At 40.6% G+C, this 19,387-nt stretch carries 17 protein-coding genes; 9 read left to right on the top strand and 8 right to left on the bottom strand.

The window, feature by feature from the left end; all coding sequences use genetic code 11:
- Positions 1-2 precede the first annotated feature (2 nt).
- Positions 3-749: a uroporphyrinogen-III synthase gene (locus R3X28_RS03880; protein ID WP_282053618.1), complete on the top strand. Its 747-nt coding sequence runs from the start codon at positions 3-5 to the stop codon at positions 747-749.
- Between the two features lie 61 nt (positions 750-810).
- On the opposite strand, the gene R3X28_RS03875 is transcribed toward R3X28_RS03880, so the two are convergent.
- Positions 811-1,209: a DUF423 domain-containing protein gene (locus tag R3X28_RS03875; RefSeq protein ID WP_317662541.1), complete on the bottom strand. Its 399-nt coding sequence runs from the start codon at positions 1,207-1,209 to the stop codon at positions 811-813.
- A gap of 82 nt (positions 1,210-1,291) precedes the next feature.
- On the opposite strand from R3X28_RS03875, the gene R3X28_RS03870 reads away from it, so the two are divergent.
- Both R3X28_RS03870 and R3X28_RS03865 read left to right on the top strand, forming a co-directional pair.
- Positions 1,292-2,665 (top strand): saccharopine dehydrogenase family protein, encoded by a 1,374-nt coding sequence (locus R3X28_RS03870; RefSeq protein ID WP_317662539.1) that lies wholly within the window; start codon positions 1,292-1,294, stop codon positions 2,663-2,665.
- Between the two features lie 47 nt (positions 2,666-2,712).
- A complete protein-coding gene (locus R3X28_RS03865) occupies positions 2,713-3,183 on the top strand; it encodes an Lrp/AsnC ligand binding domain-containing protein (protein ID WP_154363070.1) in 471 nt (156 codons plus the stop codon).
- Between the two features lie 46 nt (positions 3,184-3,229).
- Here R3X28_RS03865 and R3X28_RS03860 read toward each other — a convergent pair whose 3' ends face one another.
- The 3 genes from R3X28_RS03860 to R3X28_RS03850 all read right to left on the bottom strand — a co-directional run bounded on the left by R3X28_RS03860 (position 3,230) and on the right by R3X28_RS03850 (position 8,429).
- Positions 3,230-3,925: a zinc metallopeptidase gene (locus R3X28_RS03860; RefSeq protein ID WP_154363071.1), complete on the bottom strand. Its 696-nt coding sequence runs from the start codon at positions 3,923-3,925 to the stop codon at positions 3,230-3,232.
- A gap of 126 nt (positions 3,926-4,051) precedes the next feature.
- Positions 4,052-5,152 (bottom strand): alanine dehydrogenase, encoded by a 1,101-nt coding sequence (ald, locus tag R3X28_RS03855; RefSeq protein ID WP_154363073.1) that lies wholly within the window; start codon positions 5,150-5,152, stop codon positions 4,052-4,054.
- A gap of 274 nt (positions 5,153-5,426) precedes the next feature.
- Positions 5,427-8,429, bottom strand: coding sequence for a leucine--tRNA ligase (locus R3X28_RS03850; protein ID WP_317662536.1), 3,003 nt, complete (start codon positions 8,427-8,429; stop codon positions 5,427-5,429).
- Between the two features lie 181 nt (positions 8,430-8,610).
- On the opposite strand from R3X28_RS03850, the gene R3X28_RS03845 reads away from it, so the two are divergent.
- The 6 genes from R3X28_RS03845 (at position 8,611) to R3X28_RS03820 (ending at position 14,199) form a co-directional block, all read left to right on the top strand.
- Positions 8,611-10,494: a T9SS type B sorting domain-containing protein gene (locus tag R3X28_RS03845; RefSeq protein ID WP_317662535.1), complete on the top strand. Its 1,884-nt coding sequence runs from the start codon at positions 8,611-8,613 to the stop codon at positions 10,492-10,494.
- A 71-nt stretch (positions 10,495-10,565) separates the two neighbouring features.
- Positions 10,566-11,444, top strand: coding sequence for a cell division protein FtsX (locus R3X28_RS03840; RefSeq protein WP_317662533.1), 879 nt, complete (start codon positions 10,566-10,568; stop codon positions 11,442-11,444).
- 138 nt (positions 11,445-11,582) lie between these two features.
- On the top strand, positions 11,583-11,852 hold the full coding sequence (locus R3X28_RS03835; protein ID WP_317662532.1) for a DUF3098 domain-containing protein: 270 nt from the start codon (positions 11,583-11,585) through the stop codon (positions 11,850-11,852).
- Positions 11,853-12,647 (top strand): undecaprenyl-diphosphate phosphatase, encoded by a 795-nt coding sequence (locus R3X28_RS03830; RefSeq protein ID WP_317662530.1) that lies wholly within the window; start codon positions 11,853-11,855, stop codon positions 12,645-12,647. It begins immediately after the preceding gene.
- Between the two features lie 42 nt (positions 12,648-12,689).
- A complete protein-coding gene (gene truB / locus R3X28_RS03825; RefSeq protein WP_317662529.1) occupies positions 12,690-13,412 on the top strand; it encodes a tRNA pseudouridine(55) synthase TruB in 723 nt (240 codons plus the stop codon).
- Between the two features lie 58 nt (positions 13,413-13,470).
- Entirely contained in the window at positions 13,471-14,199 is a 729-nt protein-coding gene (locus tag R3X28_RS03820; protein WP_317662528.1) for a hypothetical protein, read from the top strand.
- On the opposite strand, the gene R3X28_RS03815 is transcribed toward R3X28_RS03820, so the two are convergent.
- From R3X28_RS03815 to R3X28_RS03800, 4 genes are all read right to left on the bottom strand, one after another.
- Entirely contained in the window at positions 14,182-14,820 is a 639-nt protein-coding gene (locus tag R3X28_RS03815; protein ID WP_317662526.1) for a thioredoxin family protein, read from the bottom strand. The two genes, R3X28_RS03820 and R3X28_RS03815, sit on opposite strands and share 18 nt — an antisense overlap.
- A 133-nt stretch (positions 14,821-14,953) precedes the next feature.
- Positions 14,954-16,357 (bottom strand): TolC family protein, encoded by a 1,404-nt coding sequence (locus R3X28_RS03810; RefSeq protein ID WP_317662525.1) that lies wholly within the window; start codon positions 16,355-16,357, stop codon positions 14,954-14,956.
- A gap of 1 nt (position 16,358) precedes the next feature.
- Positions 16,359-17,711 carry an HlyD family secretion protein gene (locus R3X28_RS03805; protein ID WP_317662524.1) on the bottom strand — a complete coding sequence of 451 codons (1,353 nt, stop codon included), beginning with the start codon at positions 17,709-17,711 and terminating at the stop codon, positions 16,359-16,361.
- A 1-nt stretch (position 17,712) separates the two neighbouring features.
- Entirely contained in the window at positions 17,713-19,386 is a 1,674-nt protein-coding gene (locus R3X28_RS03800; RefSeq protein ID WP_154363094.1) for a peptidase domain-containing ABC transporter, read from the bottom strand.
- Between the last annotated feature and the right edge of the window lies 1 nt (position 19,387).

Here is a 19,387-nt window from a genome sequence, read left to right as displayed (position 1 = left end):
TTATGAAAATAAAGACGATTTTGGTTTCGCAGCCTGAACCTAAAATGGAAAACTCCCCTTATTCCAGATTAATTGATAAAGAAAAAGTTAAAGTAGATTTTAGACCATTTATCCATGTTGAAGGGGTTGATGCCAAAGGTGTTCGTCAACAAAAAATAGATCTGAACAATTTCACTGCCATTATCTTGACCAGTAGAAATGCCGTAGATCATTTCTTTAGGATCGCTGATGAAATGCGTTTTAAGGTACCCGATGCAATGAAGTACTTTTGTCAATCAGAGGCCGTTGCCTATTATTTGCAAAAATACGTAGTATACCGTAAGCGCAAGATCTATGTAGGCAAAATGAATTTCAACGACCTTGTACCTTTAATCAAAAAATACAAGGATGAAAAATTCCTTTTACCCTCTTCAGATGTTTTAAAACCAACAGTACCTGAAACATTGGATGAGTTGGGTATCAATTGGACACGGGGTATATTCTACAAAACCGTCATTAGCGATCTTTCCGATTTAAGGAATGTATATTATGATGTTTTGGTATTCTTTAGCCCTTCTGGCATAGAATCCTTACTTAAGAATTTTCCCGATTTTGAACAAAATGATACACGTATTGCGGTATTTGGAAATTCAACGGTCAAGGCAGCGACTGGGGCCGGACTTAGAATAGACATAAAAGCACCTACACCCGATACACCGTCAATGACCATGGCATTGCAAAAATATATTACTTCGGTAAATAAAAAATAAACTTGAGGCCTCTTAAATGAGGCCTTTTTTTTGTGATTATATTATATACAGGAAGTGAATACTAATTTTCACCGCCCTTCTTTCCTTTTACTACCCGATACCCCAAAACCAACCAACCTAAAATCAATAAACTACCTCCCAACGGAGTCAACAAAGCAATTTTCTTAAAATCGAAGGAGGTCAAAGAATTAATGGCCAAAAGATAAATGGAAAACGAGAACAGCACAACTCCCAAGACCGTCAAATAAAAAACTGTTTTCTTTTTCTGAACCTCCAAAAACTTGGTATTCGCCAAAACGAGCAGGAACAAAGCGTGGTACATTTGATAACGAACACCGGTTTCATAAGTCACCAAGGCATCGGCATCAATCAGTTTTGCCAAACCGTGTGCACCAAAAGCGCCAAAAACAACAGCGAGAACACCAAAAACAACCCCAGTAGAAAATATTGTTTTGTTCATAACTTAACTAACCTTTATTTTTATAAATGTAACAAATTGATATCTTAGTAAACCGTTATAACCGTAAAAGTAATCAAAGTTAATGTTGCGAAAAATACTCATTCTTGGGGCCGGCAAGTCAACCTCCTATCTGTTGGATTATATTTTGGAAAAGTCCAGCATAGAAAAACTACATCTAACCATTGGTGACATTAACCCTGACGGGATTCCTTCTTCAATAAAAGAGCATCCAAGTTGCACGGTAATCAAATTGGACATTCATCAAGACAAAGATCGAAAAAAGGCCATTGGCGATAGTGACATCGTTATCTCTATGCTTCCTGCACGTTTTCATATTAAAGTAGCCCAGGATTGTTTGGAACTAAGTAAAAACCTTGTCACTGCTTCTTATATCAGTGAAGAAATCCAAGCCTTGGATAAAGCTGTAAAAAAGAAAGGGCTCATTTTTATGAACGAGATTGGCCTAGACCCGGGTATTGACCATATGAGTGCCATGCAGATTATAGACTCCATTAGATCAAAAGGAGGTAAAATGATATTGTTCGAATCCTTTACAGGCGGGTTGGTAGCTCCCGAAAGCGATGATAATATCTGGAACTACAAATTTACATGGAACCCCAGGAACGTGGTACTTGCCGGTCAAGGCGGTGCGGCTAAGTTCATTCAAGAAGGAACCTACAAATACATACCTTATCACAAACTTTTTAGAAGAACCGAATTTTTCGAAATAGCGGGATATGGTAAATTCGAGGGTTACGCCAATAGGGATTCTTTAAAATACAGAGAAGCATATGGCTTACAAGACGCCCTCACCCTATATAGGGGAACCATGCGCAGGGTAGGTTTTTCAAAAGCATGGAACATGCTCGTTCAGTTGGGAATGACCGATGACAGTTACACCATTGAAAATTCAAAAGGAATGTCATATCGAGAATTCACCAATTTATTCCTTCCCTATTCCCCCACAGATTCGGTAGAACTGAAACTTAGGCACTACCTGAAAATCGATCAAGATGACAGTAAATGGGAAATGCTCTCAGAATTACAACTTTTCGATGCAGAAAAGAAGATAACCTTAGACCATGCAACACCTGCACAAATATTACAATTGATCCTTGAAGATAGTTGGACACTGGATGAGAATGATAAGGACATGATCGTTATGTACCATAAATTCGGTTATGAGCTTAATGGCAAAAAATCTCAAATAGATGCCAATATGGTTGTCATCGGCGAAAACCGAACCCATACGGCAATGGCTAAAACGGTAGGGCTCCCCGTAGCCATAGCAACACTCCTGATTCTTAATAATAAAATAAAGACGCCAGGCGTGCAAATACCAATAGCAAAGGAGGCTTATGACCCGATTCTAAAGGAGCTGAAAAATTATGGGATTGATTTTAAGGAATACGATGTTCCCTATTTGGGTTATAACCCCGATAGTGTTGGCAATTAAGATTTAATTCAAATTTCGTATTTTAACTTTCAATTTGAAACCCACTTATGAAGTCTGATGATAAAAATGTTAAGATTGACGGGATCGACAAGAAAATCCTAAGATTTTTGATGGAAGATGCCCGTAAACCGGTTCTTGAAATAGCACGAAGCATAGGTATATCCGGTGCGGCGATCCACCAACGTTTACGAAAGCTGGAAGCCTCAGGTCTTTTGGCGGGTTCCAAGTTCATAATCAACCCCAAGGTTTTAGGTTACACCACAATGGCATATATCGGTATTTATTTGGATAAGGCCATGAGCAATCCCATAGCCGTAAAACAATTGGAAAAGATTCCAGAAGTGTTGGAATGTCATTACACGACCGGAAATTGGTCCATCTTAATAAAAGTACTCTGTAAGGACAATGAACATTTAATGCATGTATTGAATAAAGAAATACAACAAATCGAAGGTGTCTCAAGAACGGAAACCTTCATTTCCCTGAATCAACAGATAGACAGGCAAATTACCATATAAAAAAAGGACGCATTTAGCGTCCTTTTTAAATTCATAAAGCGAGAAATTAATCCCTGCCTCCCAATACTTGTAAGCCCCAATAGACCAAAGTCGCCAAAGAGCCAATTGCAGCAACCAAATAGGTTCTTGCCGCCCATTTCAAGGCATCTTCAGAGCCTTTGTATTCTTGTTGTGTTACGATATTCTTTGCCTTTAGCCATGCCAACGCCCTATTACTGGCATCATACTCGACAGGTAAGGTTATAAAACTGAACAAAGTAGCCATGGCCATCATGGCCAATCCTGCAACGGCAACCCAATAACCCAATCCTACACCTGCTGCGGCACCTAGCATTAATCCACCGAAAACAACCCACATAGACATTCCCGAGGTAACACTTACCACAGGCACCAACTTAGATCTTAACGTTAACCACTCATAAGCTTGTGCATGCTGTACGGCATGGCCACATTCATGTGCGGCCACGGCAGCGGCAGCGGCATTTCTTTGACTATAAACACCCTCACTCAAATTAACGGTCTTGTTTTTTGGATTGTAGTGATCTGACAACATTCCCGGGGTAGAAACCACCTTTACATCCCTGATTCCATGATCGGCCAACATTTTTTCTGCAATCTCAGCCCCACTCATTCCATTTTGCAAATGCACTTTGGAGTAATGCTTGAATTTGCTTTTTAACCTACTACTTACCAACCAACTCACAAGAGCTATGGCACCGATCAATATATAATATCCCATCATAATTTTTCTGTTTTAACTATTATCTACTAAAATACTAAAGTTTCCCATCTTTCTGTGATGGATGATAATTAAAACAAAAACCCCGCCAAAATTGACGGGGTATATTTTACTGACAAAATGTACTGTTTATGCCATTGCAGCATCCCAACCAAAGGCCTCGATTATTTCTTTATAAATAACTTCCCCTTCTACGATGTTCAGCCCCTTTCTCAAGGACTCATCTTCGGCACATGCTTTTCTCCACCCTTTATTGGCCAAGGCCAAAACATAAGGCAAGGTAACATTGGTAAGGGCTACGGTAGAGGTGTATGGCACGGCACCGGGCATATTGGCCACTGAATAATGAACCACATCATCAATAATATAAATAGGATCCTCATGGGTCGTTGGCCTTGTAGTTTCAACACAGCCTCCTTGATCTACGGCAACATCAACGATCACTGCTCCCGGATGCATCGTCTTCAGCATATCCTTTGTAATCAAATTTGGGGCTTTGGCACCTTTGACCAATACCCCTCCAACTATTAAATCATGGGTTTTCACATGTTTTCTTATGTTGTATTCATTGGAAAACTCGGTCACGACATGGCTTGGCATTACATCATTAACATAACGTAATCGCTTCATGTTTATATCTAGAATAGTTACATGGGCACCTAAACCGGCCGCCATTTTAGCAGCTTGTATACCAACAATACCAGCCCCTAAGACCAATACCCTTCCCGGAGGAACACCTGGAACACCACCAAGCAGAACCCCTCGCCCTTTTTTGGGCTTTTCGAGATATTTAGCCCCTTGCTGAATGGCCATTCTACCGGCCACTTCTGACATTGGGGTCAATAAAGGCAATGTACCCTCTTCATCTTCTACCGTTTCATATGCTATACATATGGCTTCCCTTTCAATCATTGCTTTGGTCAAAGGCTCACTGGATGCAAAATGGAAATAAGTGAATATCACTTGCCCTTTTTGAATAAGGCCGTATTCTTCCTTAATAGGTTCCTTGACCTTTACGATCATCTCACTTATGCTATACACCTGACCAATCGTATCCAATATTATGGCACCCACCTGTTTATAATCATCATCGGAAAAGCCACTGCCTTCCCCAGCTCCGGATTGTACATACACCTTATGGTTCTTATGTACCAATTCAAAAACACCGGCAGGTGTCATGCCCACCCGACTTTCATTGTTCTTAATTTCTTTTGGAATACCTACTTTCATTGGATATGATTTTTAGAATATGCAGGTAAATTTGTGACAATTGTTTGGATTAAAAAAATTATATTTTTAAAAATAGGGGGTCTATTCGTTATAATACTTACTTATTTCGTTTTATACCCCTATTTTTTTAGGGGTCTATGTTATTTTTTAACCTTTTTAGTATACTAATTTTATTTTTTAAGGGGGTTAATCGTTTTATTTGCAAAAATCAAGATTTAATAAAAAAGCCGCTTTCCTAAATGAAAAGCGGCTTAAAATATTTAAAAGCAGGGTATTACCCCACGATATTCACGATTTTACCTGGCACCACAATAACCTTTTTAGGGGTTCTACCCTCTAATTGTTTTTGTGTCTTTTCATGGGCCATTACAGCCGCCTCTATCCCTTCTTTATCTAAATCCAAAGGCAACTCCAGCATAAAGCGCATTTTACCATTGAAAGATATGGGATATTGCTTACTGCTCTCTACCAAATGGCTTTCATCATAAATTGGGAAAGGTGCCGTTGCAATAGATTCGCTATGCCCCAACTGCTCCCAAAGCTCTTCAGCAATATGCGGTGCATAAGGCGAGACCAATATAGCCAAAGGTTCCAAAATCTTCTTACTTGTACATTTCTGGGACGAAAGTTCGTTTACACAGATCATGAATGTAGATACGGAAGTATTGAAAGAGAAATTCTCAATATCTTCCTCTACCTTTTTTATGGTCTTATGTAAGGTCTTTAGATTGTCTTTGGTGGGCTCAACATCATTGAACTTGGCACCTTTTTCATCAAAATACAAACGCCACAATTTTTTCAAGAAACCATGAGTTCCTGAAATACCTGCCGTATTCCATGGTTTGGACTGCTCCAAAGGCCCTAGGAACATTTCGTACAAACGCAAACTATCCGCCCCATATTCCTCGCAAATCTCATCCGGACTTACCACATTGTATTTGGACTTGGACATTTTTTCGACCTCGCGAGAAACCTTAAACTCCCCATTATAGACATATTTCGCATCTTTGAAATCAGAACGAAAATTTTGAACCTTCTCTACATCTAATTCATCAGAATTATTTACATATGTTACATCAACGTGAGTTTTAAGATAACTAAAACGACATTCCTTTAGAAATGGATTGTTAATATCTAATTTTTCATCTTCTAAAATATTATAAATAATTGACGACAAATCTTCTTCATCCCTCATATCCTCGGAAACAAATACCTTTCCATTGATTATAGGAATTATTTTCTCAAGAAAATACTTTTGATCTTCAATACTATACTTTCCGGACCCGACTGTATCCAACATTACATGATCCCAATTAATTACAACTTTATTTATAAAAGCACTCGTCCCCGTAATCATCCCTTGGTTAATGAGTTTTTTTGCAAACTCATCCTTAGGCACATAACCTTTATCGAACATGAACTTTTGCCAAAAACGGGAATACAACAAATGCCCCGTAGCATGCTCACTACCTCCGATGTACAAATCCACATCTTGCCAATAATTGATCGCGTCCTGTGAAAATATCGCCGCATCGTTACCAGGATCCATATACCGGTTAAAGTACTGGGAACTACCGGCCCAACCGGGCATGGTATTCAATTCCAACGGAAATACATTGACATTATCAATCAATTCATTTTTAACCACTTCCGCCTTGAGGCGGTCCCAGGCCCAGACCGTGGCATTGCCCAAAGGCGGCTCCCCGGTTTCGGTAGGCAAGTATTTTTCAACTTCCGGCAAGGTAATCGGCAAATACTCTGCATCGATCATTTGTGGAAGTCCGTCTACATAGTACACAGGGAAAGGTTCTCCCCAATACCGTTGACGACTGAATACCGCATCCCGTAGTCGGTAGTTTATCTTTCCTTCACCCTGACCCATTTTCTCCAACTCGAAAATGATTCTTTTTACGGCTTTTTTATAAGGCAATCCGTTTAGAAAATCCGAATTGGCGATTATCGTAGAACCCTTATCCGAAAAGGCTTCTTCTGAAATATCTACTCCTTCGAAAATATTGGGAATGGGAATATTGAAATGCTTCGCGAAATCATAATCCCGCTGATCCCCACATGGAACCGACATTACCGCTCCTGTACCATAACCCGCCAACACATAATCCCCGATCCAAACAGGAATCGGTTCTTTCGTAAACGGATGCTCTGCATAGGCTCCGGTAAATGCCCCCGAAATGGTCTTTACGTCGGCCATACGATCACGCTCCGAGCGTTTGGCCGTAGCTTCAACATATGCATCAACCTCAGCTTTTTGTTCCGGGGTGGTTATTTTGGGCACCAAATCATGTTCTGGTGCCAAAGTCATAAAACTAACCCCGAAAATGGTATCGGGCCGGGTGGTGAACACCTCTATCGGATATGACTTTCCGACAGTATCGGAAACCATTGTTTTAAAAGTGACCGATGCCCCTTCAGATCGCCCGATCCAATTGGTCTGGGAATCTTTTAAGGGTTGTGGCCAATCAATCTTATCCAAACCATCTAACAAACGCTGTGCATAAGCCGTGATCCGCATACTCCACTGCGTCATTTTTTTACGCACTACAGGGTGGCCACCACGTTCAGAAACCCCGTTTACAATTTCATCATTCGCCAAAACCGTACCCAATGCAGGACACCAATTCACTTCGGTTTCCGCTAAATATGTCAAACGGTATTGCAATAAAATCCCTTGTTGTTCGGAATTTGAAAACCCTTTCCAATCCGCTGCCGAGAATTCCACGATATCATCATCACAGACAGCATTCACCTTAGCATTACCTTCCTTTTCGAAAAGTGCGATCAAAGTTTCAATATCCTCAGCCTTATCCGCATCCTTATTGTACCAAGAATTGAACAACTGAATGAAGACCCATTGAGTCCATTTATAATATTTAGGGTTAGAAGTACGCACCTCGCGGCTCCAATCAAAAGAGAAACCGATTTTATCCAATTGTTCCCTATACCTTTTAATGTTGGTCTCTGTGGTAATGGCGGGGTGCTGTCCCGTTTGAATGGCATATTGCTCCGCAGGAAGTCCGAAAGAATCATATCCCATGGGATGTAACACATTAAACCCTTTGTGGCGTTTGTAGCGTGCATAAATATCACTGGCAATATACCCTAACGGATGCCCAACATGTAATCCGGCCCCTGAAGGGTACGGAAACATATCCAAGACATAGAATTTTTCCTTATCAGAATTATTCCCTGCTTTAAAAGTTTGGTTTTTAGCCCAATATTTCTGCCATTTGGCCTCAATTTCGTTGAAATTGTACTGCATGTCTTATCTTTCTTAACTATACCGGCAAAAATAAGTTTAATCCTTGAAAGGGAAAAGATTATATGTACTAACAATCTGAGAATATCGGTTATGGTTTTCTGGATCATGAACCTTATCTTTGATAGCTATCATATGACGGTTGGATAAAACATATTACCATAAACCGTCATTACCTTTTTACATGAAAAACCCAATTCGGCATTTAGTAGGCATAACCCTCCTTTTTTGGATGCTATGCCCTATTGAAGGCTACGCTCAATTGGGATTTTGCGAAGGTAATTCCGGAGACCCCATTTTTACTGAGGATTTTGGGGCTGGTACGACCAACGGACCTCCTTTACCCTCCGGAACCACTTCATATACGTATATCGACGGTGAACCCATTGATGGCAAATACACCATATCTAGCTATACCGCATATTACGATTGGTTCAACACCACCGACCACACCCCGAACGATAGTAACGGAAAGTCGTTCATCGTAAATGCGAGTTATACCCCTGGGGAGTTTTATCAAAGAACAGTAACAGGTTTGTGTGAAAACACCTCCTATGAATTTTCTTCATGGCTGATAAACCTCCACCCAAGTAGTGGTGGCTGTAATGGTAATGGTATCCCCATAAACGTTAGGTTTCAAATTTGGGACAACACGGGAACCGACTTGCTGGCATCAGGTGACACGGGAGACATTTATGATAAATCCTCCCCGGTTTGGGAACAATATGCCCTTGTGTTCCAAACCTTACCCGGACAGACCTCGGTTATTTTGAAAATGTTGAACAATGGTGCCGGTGGATGTGGCAACGACCTGGCCATAGATGATATCGTCTTTAAAACTTGTGGGGATTTTGTAGACATCACCAATGACCAAAACGAATCGAACATATTGGTCTGCGAAGATTACGGTCCTGTAACCACACATCTAACCGCCCATCCCGATTACTCCATATACAGTACCCATGTATATCAATGGCAAGAAAGCACGGATGGCGAAAATTGGAACAATATTGTCGGGGAAACCAATCAAGACTATACACCACCGACCATAACCTCATCTATTTTCTATAGGGTCAAGATGGCCGAGGACCTCGTAAACCTTAACAACTCATTATGCAATACGCAATCTGAGGTTTTCGATATCATCATTGTGCCCAAACCCGACCCACCATTAAGTGATTATGGTACAATTTCATTGTGTCCTGACCAAGGTGAGGTAATTTTGGTAACCGTACCATCGAATACCACAGTGAATTGGTACGATGTGCCTTCAGGCGGTATGCCCCTGCTAGAAAACAACAGTACATTCTCCCCGCAAATCGCAGGCACTTATTATGCAGAAGCGGTCTCAACGATGGTAGAATGCACGTCCAATACCCGTACAGCTATTACGGTCGACTTTTATAGCCCCCCAATGCCAATAGATGAGGATCTGACTTTCTGTGAAGGAAGCTCCATTGTTCTTTCTGCTGGTATAAACAATATGCAATATTCATGGAACACCGGAGCAACTACTTCGGAAATCGAAGTCGATACCCCTGGACAATACACAGTGAATATCACCGATGCGAATGGCTGTTCGGCCATAAAGACCATAAACTTGGAACAATTGGACTCCCCGGTCATCGACTACATATCTTCGGATGATTACACCCTCGAGATACATATGGCAAATTCTGGGAATTTCGCATATTCCATAGATGGGATTTCCTATCAGAATGAAACCGTATTCGAGAATACCCCAGGCGGCCAGTATACCATTTATGTTAGCGAGAGAAATGGGTGTGGCACTACCCCTATGGAATATATACATCTGGTTATCCCAAAATTCTTTACACCCAATGGTGATTTTGCCAATGATGTTTTTATTCCCGAAGGGGTCGAGACGTTCTCAAATTATGAGGTAAGGATATTCAATAGATACGGCATGCTTATAAAACACACAAAAAACACACCATTTGAATGGGATGGACGTTTTAACAATATTGCCCTTCCTTCTGATGACTACTGGTATTCGATAACAATCGACGGCAAGACCCTTAAAGGCCATTTTAGTTTAAAAAGATAAGCGCTGTCTTATCTTTGATGTCCCAATTCTCAATTTACTTTCCTATTTTTACATATTGAAGTATTCTAGGCATGAGCAAATCTTTTGAACGGTACCAAAAACGAAAGTTGATTTCTTCTTATTTTTCAGTGGTCCTGAGCATAGGACTAGTTCTTTTCCTTTTGGGCATCTTGGGATTATTGGTCCTTAATACCAAAAAAATGGCCGATCATTTTAAGGAACAAATCACAATTTCGGTCTTTTTAAAAGAAAACGCCAAAGAGGTCGAGGTAGACCAACTTCAAAAAAGTTTGGCCATGGCCGAATATACCAAAACGGCCACTTATGTTTCCAAAGAAGAGGCCGCTGAACAACATAGTGCGGAAATCGGGGAGAATTTTATCGATTTCCTAGGTTACAATCCATTAAAAAATTCAATTGACGTACAATTGAATGCCGATTTCGTTTCTCCCGAACAAATTGAGGAAATCGCCACCGAAATATCCAAAAAGAATTATGTAGACGAAGTGAGCTACGACAAACCTTTGGTCGGACTCTTAAGTGATAATGTAAAGAAAATCAGTTTTTGGATTCTTGTCGCAAGTGCCATTTTCACGTTTATAGCCGTTTTACTCATCAATAGTTCCATCAGACTATCCATCTATTCCAAACGCTTTATCATAAAAACCATGCAAATGGTAGGTGCAACCAAAATTTTTATACGTAGGCCATTTATTTGGACGAACATAAAACTAGGTATGTTAGGTGCCCTAATTGCATTAATTGGTTTGGGTACTGTAGTGTTCTATTTAGACCGTAATTTTACGGAATTCAACCTGCTTCAGGACAGCACCATGCTCATCTTGTTATTTGTCGGTGTCTTCGTTTTAGGGGTTTTGATCTCCCTGATAAGTACTTATTTTGCCACACAACGTTTCTTGAACCTGAGAACTGACGAGCTCTATTATTAACCCATTAGGTATCCTTACTTTCATTTGGAAGGTTAATCCCGTGCGTACCAACGGCCCCAATAGTGAGGTAAAATGTAATAAAAGCATAAATTTTCGGTTAATTAAAAATAATATGACGGACTTCATTAAATTTGCGACATGGCTAAAAAGCAAAACAATCCTAACGGACAAGCTGTAAAGCATGAATTTATCTTCCATAAAAAGAATTATATATTCATGTTTTTGGGTATTGCCTTTATCGCCCTAGGTTTTATACTTATGGCCGGAGGCGGTAGCAGCGACCCGAATGTCTTTAATGCGGACATCTTTAATTTTCGTAGAATCCGATTGGCCCCGACCTTGGTTCTGATCGGTCTCGGCATAGAGATTTATGCCATTTTGTTGAATCCCCATAAGAAGAAAAAATAATTGGAAACCTTTGACGCCATTATCCTTGGAATCATTCAAGGACTTACCGAATTTCTACCCGTTTCATCAAGTGGACATTTAGAACTCGGAAAAGCCATATTAGGGGACCATTCGGTTCCGGAAGAAAGTCTTTTGTTCACCGTTGTACTTCATTTTGCGACGGCCCTGAGTACCATAGTGGTTTTCAGGAAAGATGTCTGGGAAATCATTTCGGGCCTTTTTCAATTTAAATGGAACGAGGAAACCCGCTTTTCCCTGAAAATCATAATTTCGATGTTACCCGCCGTATTTATCGGTTTGTTTTTTGAAGAACAGCTAGAAGCTTTTTTTGGTGGTGATATCCGTTTTGTGGGCTTTATGCTATTGATTACCGCGGTATTGCTTTATTTCGCGGACAAGGCCAAGGACACCGACAAAAAAGTATCTTATAAAAATGCATTTATCGTTGGGGTCTCACAAGCGATTGCCATGCTCCCGGGAATCTCAAGATCAGGAGCTACGATCTCAACTTCAGTTTTATTGGGTGTTGACAAAACCAAAGCGGCCCGCTTTTCTTTCTTAATGGTGGTTCCTTTGATTTTCGGTAAAATGGCAAAGGATATGATGAGCGGGGAACTTAATTTCGCCAGTGAAAATACATTTGCCATGGGAGCAGGTTTCATTGCGGCCTTTGTCGCAGGATTGGCAGCCTGTACTTGGATGATCCAATTGGTAAAGAAAAGTAAGTTGAGTTATTTTGCGATTTATTGTTTGATCGTAGGACTCATCGCTATCGCATATAGTTATTGGGGTTAATAATCTACAACGACCACGGAAGAGACCCAAAATAAACCTTTAATGAAATCATTATCTAAAGAAGATTTTTTGGAAGGACAATTGCTTTTGATCGATAAGCCCATGGGCTGGTCATCGTTTCAGGCAGTGAACAAACTCAAATGGGCCATTCGCAAGAAATTCCAACTAAAGAAAATAAAAATAGGACATGCCGGTACATTGGATCCGTTGGCTACGGGACTACTTTTAATATGCACGGGTAAGTTCACCAAGAAAATAAACGACCTTCAAGGGCAGGTAAAGGAATATACGGGAACCATTACCTTAGGGGCCACGACACCTTCTTTTGACCTGGAGACCGAAGTGGACCAAACTTTCCCCATCGACCATATCTCAGATACCTTGATACAGGAGACCACAACAGGTTTTATTGGGGAGGTCGAGCAGGTACCCCCTGTATTCTCGGCTTTGAAAAAAGACGGAAAAAGATTGTACGAATATGCACGGGAAGGAAAGGAAGTTGAAATAAAAAAACGACAGGTAACCATTTCAGAATTTGAAATCACCCAAATAAACTTACCTGAAATCGAGTTCAGGGTCGTCTGCAGTAAAGGCACATATATTCGTTCATTGGCCCATGATTTTGGCAAGGCATTGCAATCCGGCGGGCACTTATCTACATTGAGAAGAACCAAAATAGGTGATTATAACGTAGATATTGCAACTGACCCCAATGATTTTGCAGATATGTTGCTCGATCAAGGCGATAGTTCGGATTTGAATTAAAAAGAACCCATTTCAACGAAAAATTAAAATAATTTACCAAAATCTTGGTTATAGCCTTATGCAACTTAACCGTCAACAGTTATCGTTATTGATCACCATCTTCTCTATGGCCATTGTGGTCCTGGGGTTGTATAATATTCATCTGGGCGGGCAACAAGAAGAAGATGAATACGTGGTAGAATTGGTCATGAACGAGGAAATGCTGGAAGAATTGATCAAGGAAGAGGAGCAAAAGCTAGAGGAACTTCAGAACCAAGACCCCATTAAAAGCCATATGGCCCTTAATGAAACAGCAAAACCCAGTTATGGTAATCCCGAACCCTTGAAAACCTTGGAAGAGATTTTAGAGGAAAAAGCCATGAATACTTCCGATGATCCTTCGGAATATGATGATGTAGACTCCGATTACGTGGCTAAAGTAAAGGAATTGGCCAAACAAAGGGAAGAGAAAAAACAATTGCTGGGAGAAAGGGAAGCCCAAAAAGAAGAGCGAACCAATTTTCTCGCTGCCAGAAGAACATCTGTCTCCTATTCACTTGTTGATAGGAACAATTATAAATTACCACCACCCATATATACCTGTATCGAAGGTGGAAAAGTGGTCATCAATATTGAGGTAGATGCGGTCGGTAATGTAATCGATGCCAGTTTCAATGAAAAAAGTTCAGGAACTTCCAATGGGTGCCTCGTTGACAATGCAATTACCTATGCATTAAAAGCCAAGTTCGACACCTCTTCAAAAGCCATGCAAAAAGGAACGATCACTTACCTATTTCAAGGCAAGTAGTTCCAACAGGTCATTAAGCATACTCTGACCTTTATCCTTATTGTACCAAACTTGCAGTTCTTCCTTAAATTCAGGAGTTAACGTTCCGTGCTCGTTTTTATAATCTACGACCATTTGTTGGGCTATTTTAGGTCTAGAACCCCATTCACCCACAACCTTTCCGGAAGCATCATCGACCATGACCAATTTAGGTATGCTCATTGCTCCATTTGTCAAAAAGCGGTTCATGACATCTATATTTTCATCCCGTAATATTAATTTCAATGAAATATTTTCGGTCAACGAAGCTACCTTGTTGATCATGGGCAAGGCTTGGGCTGCATCGCCACACCAACTTTCGGTCAAAACCAACCAAGTCACCTTTTTACCGGCATAACCTTTAATCATATCAGTGGTTTCTTGATCTATTTTCAAGGTCTTGTCCAATCGCTTCATTCTTCGTTGGTTCAGAAGCGTATAATTGACCATATTTTCGGATACATTTTGTCCAGTGGCTTTTCCTTCTGCTGCCAGATTATCCATTAACACTCTGTAATCCTGATAGGATGTTCCTTTTGCTATTCCTTGTTGCAACAACTCTTCCGTACTAAGCTCCAAATTCTCCAAAACGTCTGTATTCATAAGTATTGTTTTTAAAAACGGCAAAGTTACCCATGAATCTCAATTCTAAAGGTAACATTGGTCACATTAGTAGTGATTTTTAGCACACCCTTACAGTATGTGGCATATAGTATGGCCTACTAGGTAGAACGGATTATAAATTCTCGGGGACTACCGCAAGACTTTTAAAAAGTTTGGCCTTGGCAATGAAGTATTTATTACGCACTTCGATCTTCTTCAATTCGGCATCGATAAGTTTGCTTTCACGGGAATTGACCAAGAACAGGGAACTTTCCCCAAAATTGAATTTACGTTCCTCTGCACTCAAAAGCGTATTATAATTATACACTATATCATTGATCAGAAGATTTTGTGATTCAAATGACTCCAATTCGTTATAAACCGCCAGAATCTGGTTCTTTACTTGAACTTGGGTATTATCCATCTCATATTGGGCTTCCTGCAATTTAAATTTTGCCAATTTTAAATCTCCCCGTTCCTTTTTCAAAAACAAGGGCAATTGAAAACTGAACCCCCCTTTGTATTGATTGGTTTCAAAGGAATTCATTAACTCTGGGGTTTCGGTCAAAAAATTATACTCTACCTGTATTTTCGGCAATAATCGGTTGGCCTTTAGACGTTTTTCTACCCGTAGACCGTCGATCTTATAACCCAACGATTTTAATTTAGGATGATTGTCAACGGTAAAATCATTCAACGGTTTTCCCAAAATCTCGAACGTAATATCGATTTCACCTTCCAAGTCCGTATCAGGCACGACATTGGATTGCAACTCTAGCGGAATACCATCGTTCAACCATAAAAAACCGGAAAGCTCCAACGATTTTTTCATGAGCCTCACATTGGCCTGCTCCCGTCCCAAAGCCCTGGTCTGGACCGTAATTTTCGCTTCGACGGTATCGATTGCAGCAATCTCCCCCGACTGGGCACTACTTTTAACCCCTTTGAACCTTGTCTTTGCGTTCTTTAAAAAGTTATCATAAACCAAGGCCTCTTTATAGGCTTTTAACCAATCGAAATAAGCTAGAGAGGCATCGTAGAGTATTTGATTTACCAATAGATCCCAATCAGCTTTAGATTGACTTCTGAAATATTTGGCCTTTTTCAGGGTTGCCATACGATCATTGATCCACATACCTTGTCCTACGGCTACTGAAACCCCTGCACTATAAAGTCCGTCTAAGGGAACCGTATTCTCAGGATTCAGGTATGCACCTTCATTCTGTTCAAAACTACCTTTAAGCTCAACCCCGTACCAAGTCGGAATCCTAAATGTAGCATTGAGACGATCATAATACTCCGTACCCTTGAACTTCTTCTGGTCATAATCAACCTCTATCTTAGGGTCAAAGCCACCACGTGCCTTCATTAAGTTCGCCTGCCCCATACCCAACCTTAATTCGGCCTGTTTGGCAATCGGATGGTACTTTTTAACGTACCCCAAGTATTCGTTGAACCTCAACACCACGGTGTCTTTTGTCTGACCTTGGAGTGCCAACCAACCTATTAAGCAAACAAAAAGAATAAAATTGCGCATGTTATTTCTTTTTAACGTCCGATTTCACATTATCGGGTTGATAATAATTGGGAGGAAAACCGTTCAGTTGTCGCCATAACTCGTACCAAATCGGCACGTCTTCCAAAAGGGCTATCGTACTTGCACCCGAACCTACGCGAATAGCGCTGGGCCATGGGTGGTCATCGGGATCCGGAGCCAGTAAAACCCTATACATGCCATTATCACTGATAAAGGTTTCAATGGCAACAACTTTGCCGCCATAAGTACCATAAGAGACATTGGGCCAACCACTGAAGACAATTGCCGGCCAACCATCGAATTGAATGCGCACCTTTTCGCCAAGATGTAACAACGGTAAATCTAACGGAGCCACAAAGGTTTCTACGGCCATATCAATATCCGCAGGCATAATACCGACCAACCTATCACCTTCCTTAAACGTTTCACCGATACCTGCCTGCAAAGCCTTATTGATATATCCGTTTTGGGGCGCACGAATATAATAAAGGTCGTTCCGCATTTGATAGTTGGTATATTGGTTCTCTAACTTGGTCACCTGTGCCTTAGAGTCGAATTGATTCGACTGAGCCGTGAACATGGCACTTTCCGCCTTCGAAATCTTATCGGTGTACTCTGCCGTGACCCGACTTATTTCTACCTGTGCATTTAGAATTTCGTTCTGGGCAGCCAATAACTTATTTTCTTGGGAAATCAGTTTTGCTTGGGTTTCCTGAAGTTTCAATCGTTTTTCTTCTACATCGGTCATGGCTTTTAGTCCTTCGGACTGTAACTGCACAATACGATTGTATTGCCGTTGGGCGATTTCAATATTCGTCCTTGCTGCCTCAAGGTCTATACTGTCGCTCTTCACTTTAAGTTTTGCTTGTAGTAATTTGTTCCTGGATTGTTCCAACTTTAGACCACGTTCCCTCACAAGGGCACCAATTTGATTGTTCAGGGCCTTTACCTTACCCTCGTAGGAAGTCACCGAACCTTCTTTAGCCTTGATCTGAAGCTGTGTACGTTCTACCAACCTAGGGTCAAAATATTCATTTTTTATCTCGGAAATATGAAGTATCGTATCCCCTTTCTTTACATAGTCACCTTCTTGCACGTACCATTTTTCAATTCTACCTGGAATAGGGGATTGTATGGTCTGTGGCCGCTGATCGGGCTTTAATGTAGTTAAATACCCCTTACCGTTGATGTTCTGCGTCCATGGTAAAAAAAGAATAATGAAACCAGCAATCGCGAAGGCCAACAAAAAGCGATTAAAATGCTTGTAATGCCTTTTATGAAAAACCCTTTGTGCAGAAGAAAACCGATCCAAAGAAACCTTTTGGTTTAATTTGTTATGAGAAATATTCAACATGCTATATTACTTTTTCATTGATAATTTTACCTTTTTCCATAGTAATGATATGGGTGCAACGATCCAGCCAACGTTCATTGTCACTCACCACGACCAAGGCCCAACCATTCTCACTATCGCTTAAGAAGTTTATAAGTTCTAGCGACTCTTCTTGATCGAATTGATCCAAAGGATCCTTCAACAGAAGTATTTTCGGTTTTCTTACAATGCTACGCGCCAGCACTATTTTTTTAGATACCGTAAAGGGTATCTGTTGCCCTTCGGGATATAGGATTGTTTGTAAACCTTGGGGTTGTTCCTTGACAAATTGACCAAGGCCCACTTTATTGATCGCCCAATTGACCCGCTCTTGGGAAATAGATGTATCGCCAAAAGTTATATTGTTAAGAATAGAGCCCTCAAAAGGGGATTCTCCGGGTAGCGTCTGCCCAATTTGGGCACGATAGTGATTAAGGTTCAAAGCTTTCAAGGAGTTTCCGTTCACATAAACCCCTCCGGAATCCGGTTCTAGAATACCGGAAATGATTCGCAGTAAAGTAGTTTTCAAAGACCCACTTTTTCCTTTGATGAGTATCCTAGAGTTTGGCGGTATCTTTAAACTTACATTATCTATGACCGTCTTTTGAATACCCGGAACTTTATAGGATACTTTCTCCAATTCCACGGACAGGGCCTCGTTTTCCCCAAATGATATCTGACCCTCCTGTGATTCCAATTCCTTATCAACTACCTGTCCTAATTTTTCTAATGATGTAAGCAGATCATAGAAAGTCTCCAGCCCCAAAATCAGTTTTTCAACAGAACTTATTACCAAAAGTATAATGATTTCTGCCGCCACGAACTGCCCAATATTCATTTCTTGGTTCAAGACCAAAAGACCTCCGATCAATAACAGACCTGCCGTTACCAGGACTTTAAAACCTATCATTTGTATATACTGAAGCACAAGAATGTTGAAGTGACCTTCCCGAGCTTTCAGATACCCCGTAACCAGTTCATCGTTCTTGTCCAACGCATGTGATGTTTTGCCCGAGAGTTTAAAACTTACAATAGATCGGGCAACTTCTTGCAACCAATGGGCCACCTTATATTTACTCTTTGATTCGTTTAAACTGGTATCCAAACCCTTTTGAGCAGTGAATTTGAACACCACATAAATCAATAGTAACAGCAGGATACCATAAATGATGAAGAAAGGATGGTAAAATGAAAGCAATAAAAGCCCCAATATGATCTGCAGCAAAGCCGCAGGAAAATCTACCAAAATCTTGGAAACTCCTTTTTGTACGGTAATCGTGTCAAAAAAGCGGTTCGCCAATTCGGGTGGATAATAATTGGTTAGTTCACTCATCCTTATTTTCGGGAACCTATAGGCAAATTCGAAAGAGGAACGTGTGAATATCTTCTGTTGTACGTTTTCAATGATACGAATCTGCATCAATTGCAATACGCCTACAAATGCCACACCGATCGTAACCAAAACAACAAGAACGATCCATGAAGTGCTTATTTGGGCCCCCTGTATTAAATTGATTATGGCCTGTATACCCAAAGGCAAAGAAAGGTTAACAACCCCGGCAAAAATGGCATAATAAAAAACTTGAAAAATATCCCTCTTATCCAATTTGAGCAACCCTATCAAGCGTTGCCAAGAGGTCATAATGGTTTTGGTCATA

Origin of the sequence: Maribacter sp. TH_r10, from assembly GCF_033101095.1 — a bacterium.
Classification (GTDB): Bacteria; Bacteroidota; Bacteroidia; order Flavobacteriales; family Flavobacteriaceae; genus Maribacter_A; species Maribacter_A luteus.
Note: the sequence above shows the minus strand (reverse complement) of the source record. Positions and strands in the feature narration are given on the sequence as shown.

Coding starts and splice junctions, on each gene's coding strand:
- R3X28_RS03880 (WP_282053618.1), top strand. CDS start 3: ATGAAAATAAAGACGATTTTGGTTTCGCAGCCTGAACCTAAAATGGAA.
- R3X28_RS03875 (WP_317662541.1), bottom strand. CDS start 1,209: ATGAACAAAACAATATTTTCTACTGGGGTTGTTTTTGGTGTTCTCGCT.
- R3X28_RS03870 (WP_317662539.1), top strand. CDS start 1,292: ATGTTGCGAAAAATACTCATTCTTGGGGCCGGCAAGTCAACCTCCTAT.
- R3X28_RS03865 (WP_154363070.1), top strand. CDS start 2,713: ATGAAGTCTGATGATAAAAATGTTAAGATTGACGGGATCGACAAGAAA.
- R3X28_RS03860 (WP_154363071.1), bottom strand. CDS start 3,925: ATGATGGGATATTATATATTGATCGGTGCCATAGCTCTTGTGAGTTGG.
- ald (WP_154363073.1), bottom strand. CDS start 5,152: ATGAAAGTAGGTATTCCAAAAGAAATTAAGAACAATGAAAGTCGGGTG.
- R3X28_RS03850 (WP_317662536.1), bottom strand. CDS start 8,429: ATGCAGTACAATTTCAACGAAATTGAGGCCAAATGGCAGAAATATTGG.
- R3X28_RS03845 (WP_317662535.1), top strand. CDS start 8,611: ATGAAAAACCCAATTCGGCATTTAGTAGGCATAACCCTCCTTTTTTGG.
- R3X28_RS03840 (WP_317662533.1), top strand. CDS start 10,566: ATGAGCAAATCTTTTGAACGGTACCAAAAACGAAAGTTGATTTCTTCT.
- R3X28_RS03835 (WP_317662532.1), top strand. CDS start 11,583: ATGGCTAAAAAGCAAAACAATCCTAACGGACAAGCTGTAAAGCATGAA.
- truB (WP_317662529.1), top strand. CDS start 12,690: ATGAAATCATTATCTAAAGAAGATTTTTTGGAAGGACAATTGCTTTTG.
- R3X28_RS03820 (WP_317662528.1), top strand. CDS start 13,471: ATGCAACTTAACCGTCAACAGTTATCGTTATTGATCACCATCTTCTCT.
- R3X28_RS03815 (WP_317662526.1), bottom strand. CDS start 14,820: ATGAATACAGACGTTTTGGAGAATTTGGAGCTTAGTACGGAAGAGTTG.
- R3X28_RS03810 (WP_317662525.1), bottom strand. CDS start 16,357: ATGCGCAATTTTATTCTTTTTGTTTGCTTAATAGGTTGGTTGGCACTC.
- R3X28_RS03805 (WP_317662524.1), bottom strand. CDS start 17,711: ATGTTGAATATTTCTCATAACAAATTAAACCAAAAGGTTTCTTTGGAT.
- R3X28_RS03800 (WP_154363094.1), bottom strand. CDS start 19,386: ATGACCAAAACCATTATGACCTCTTGGCAACGCTTGATAGGGTTGCTC.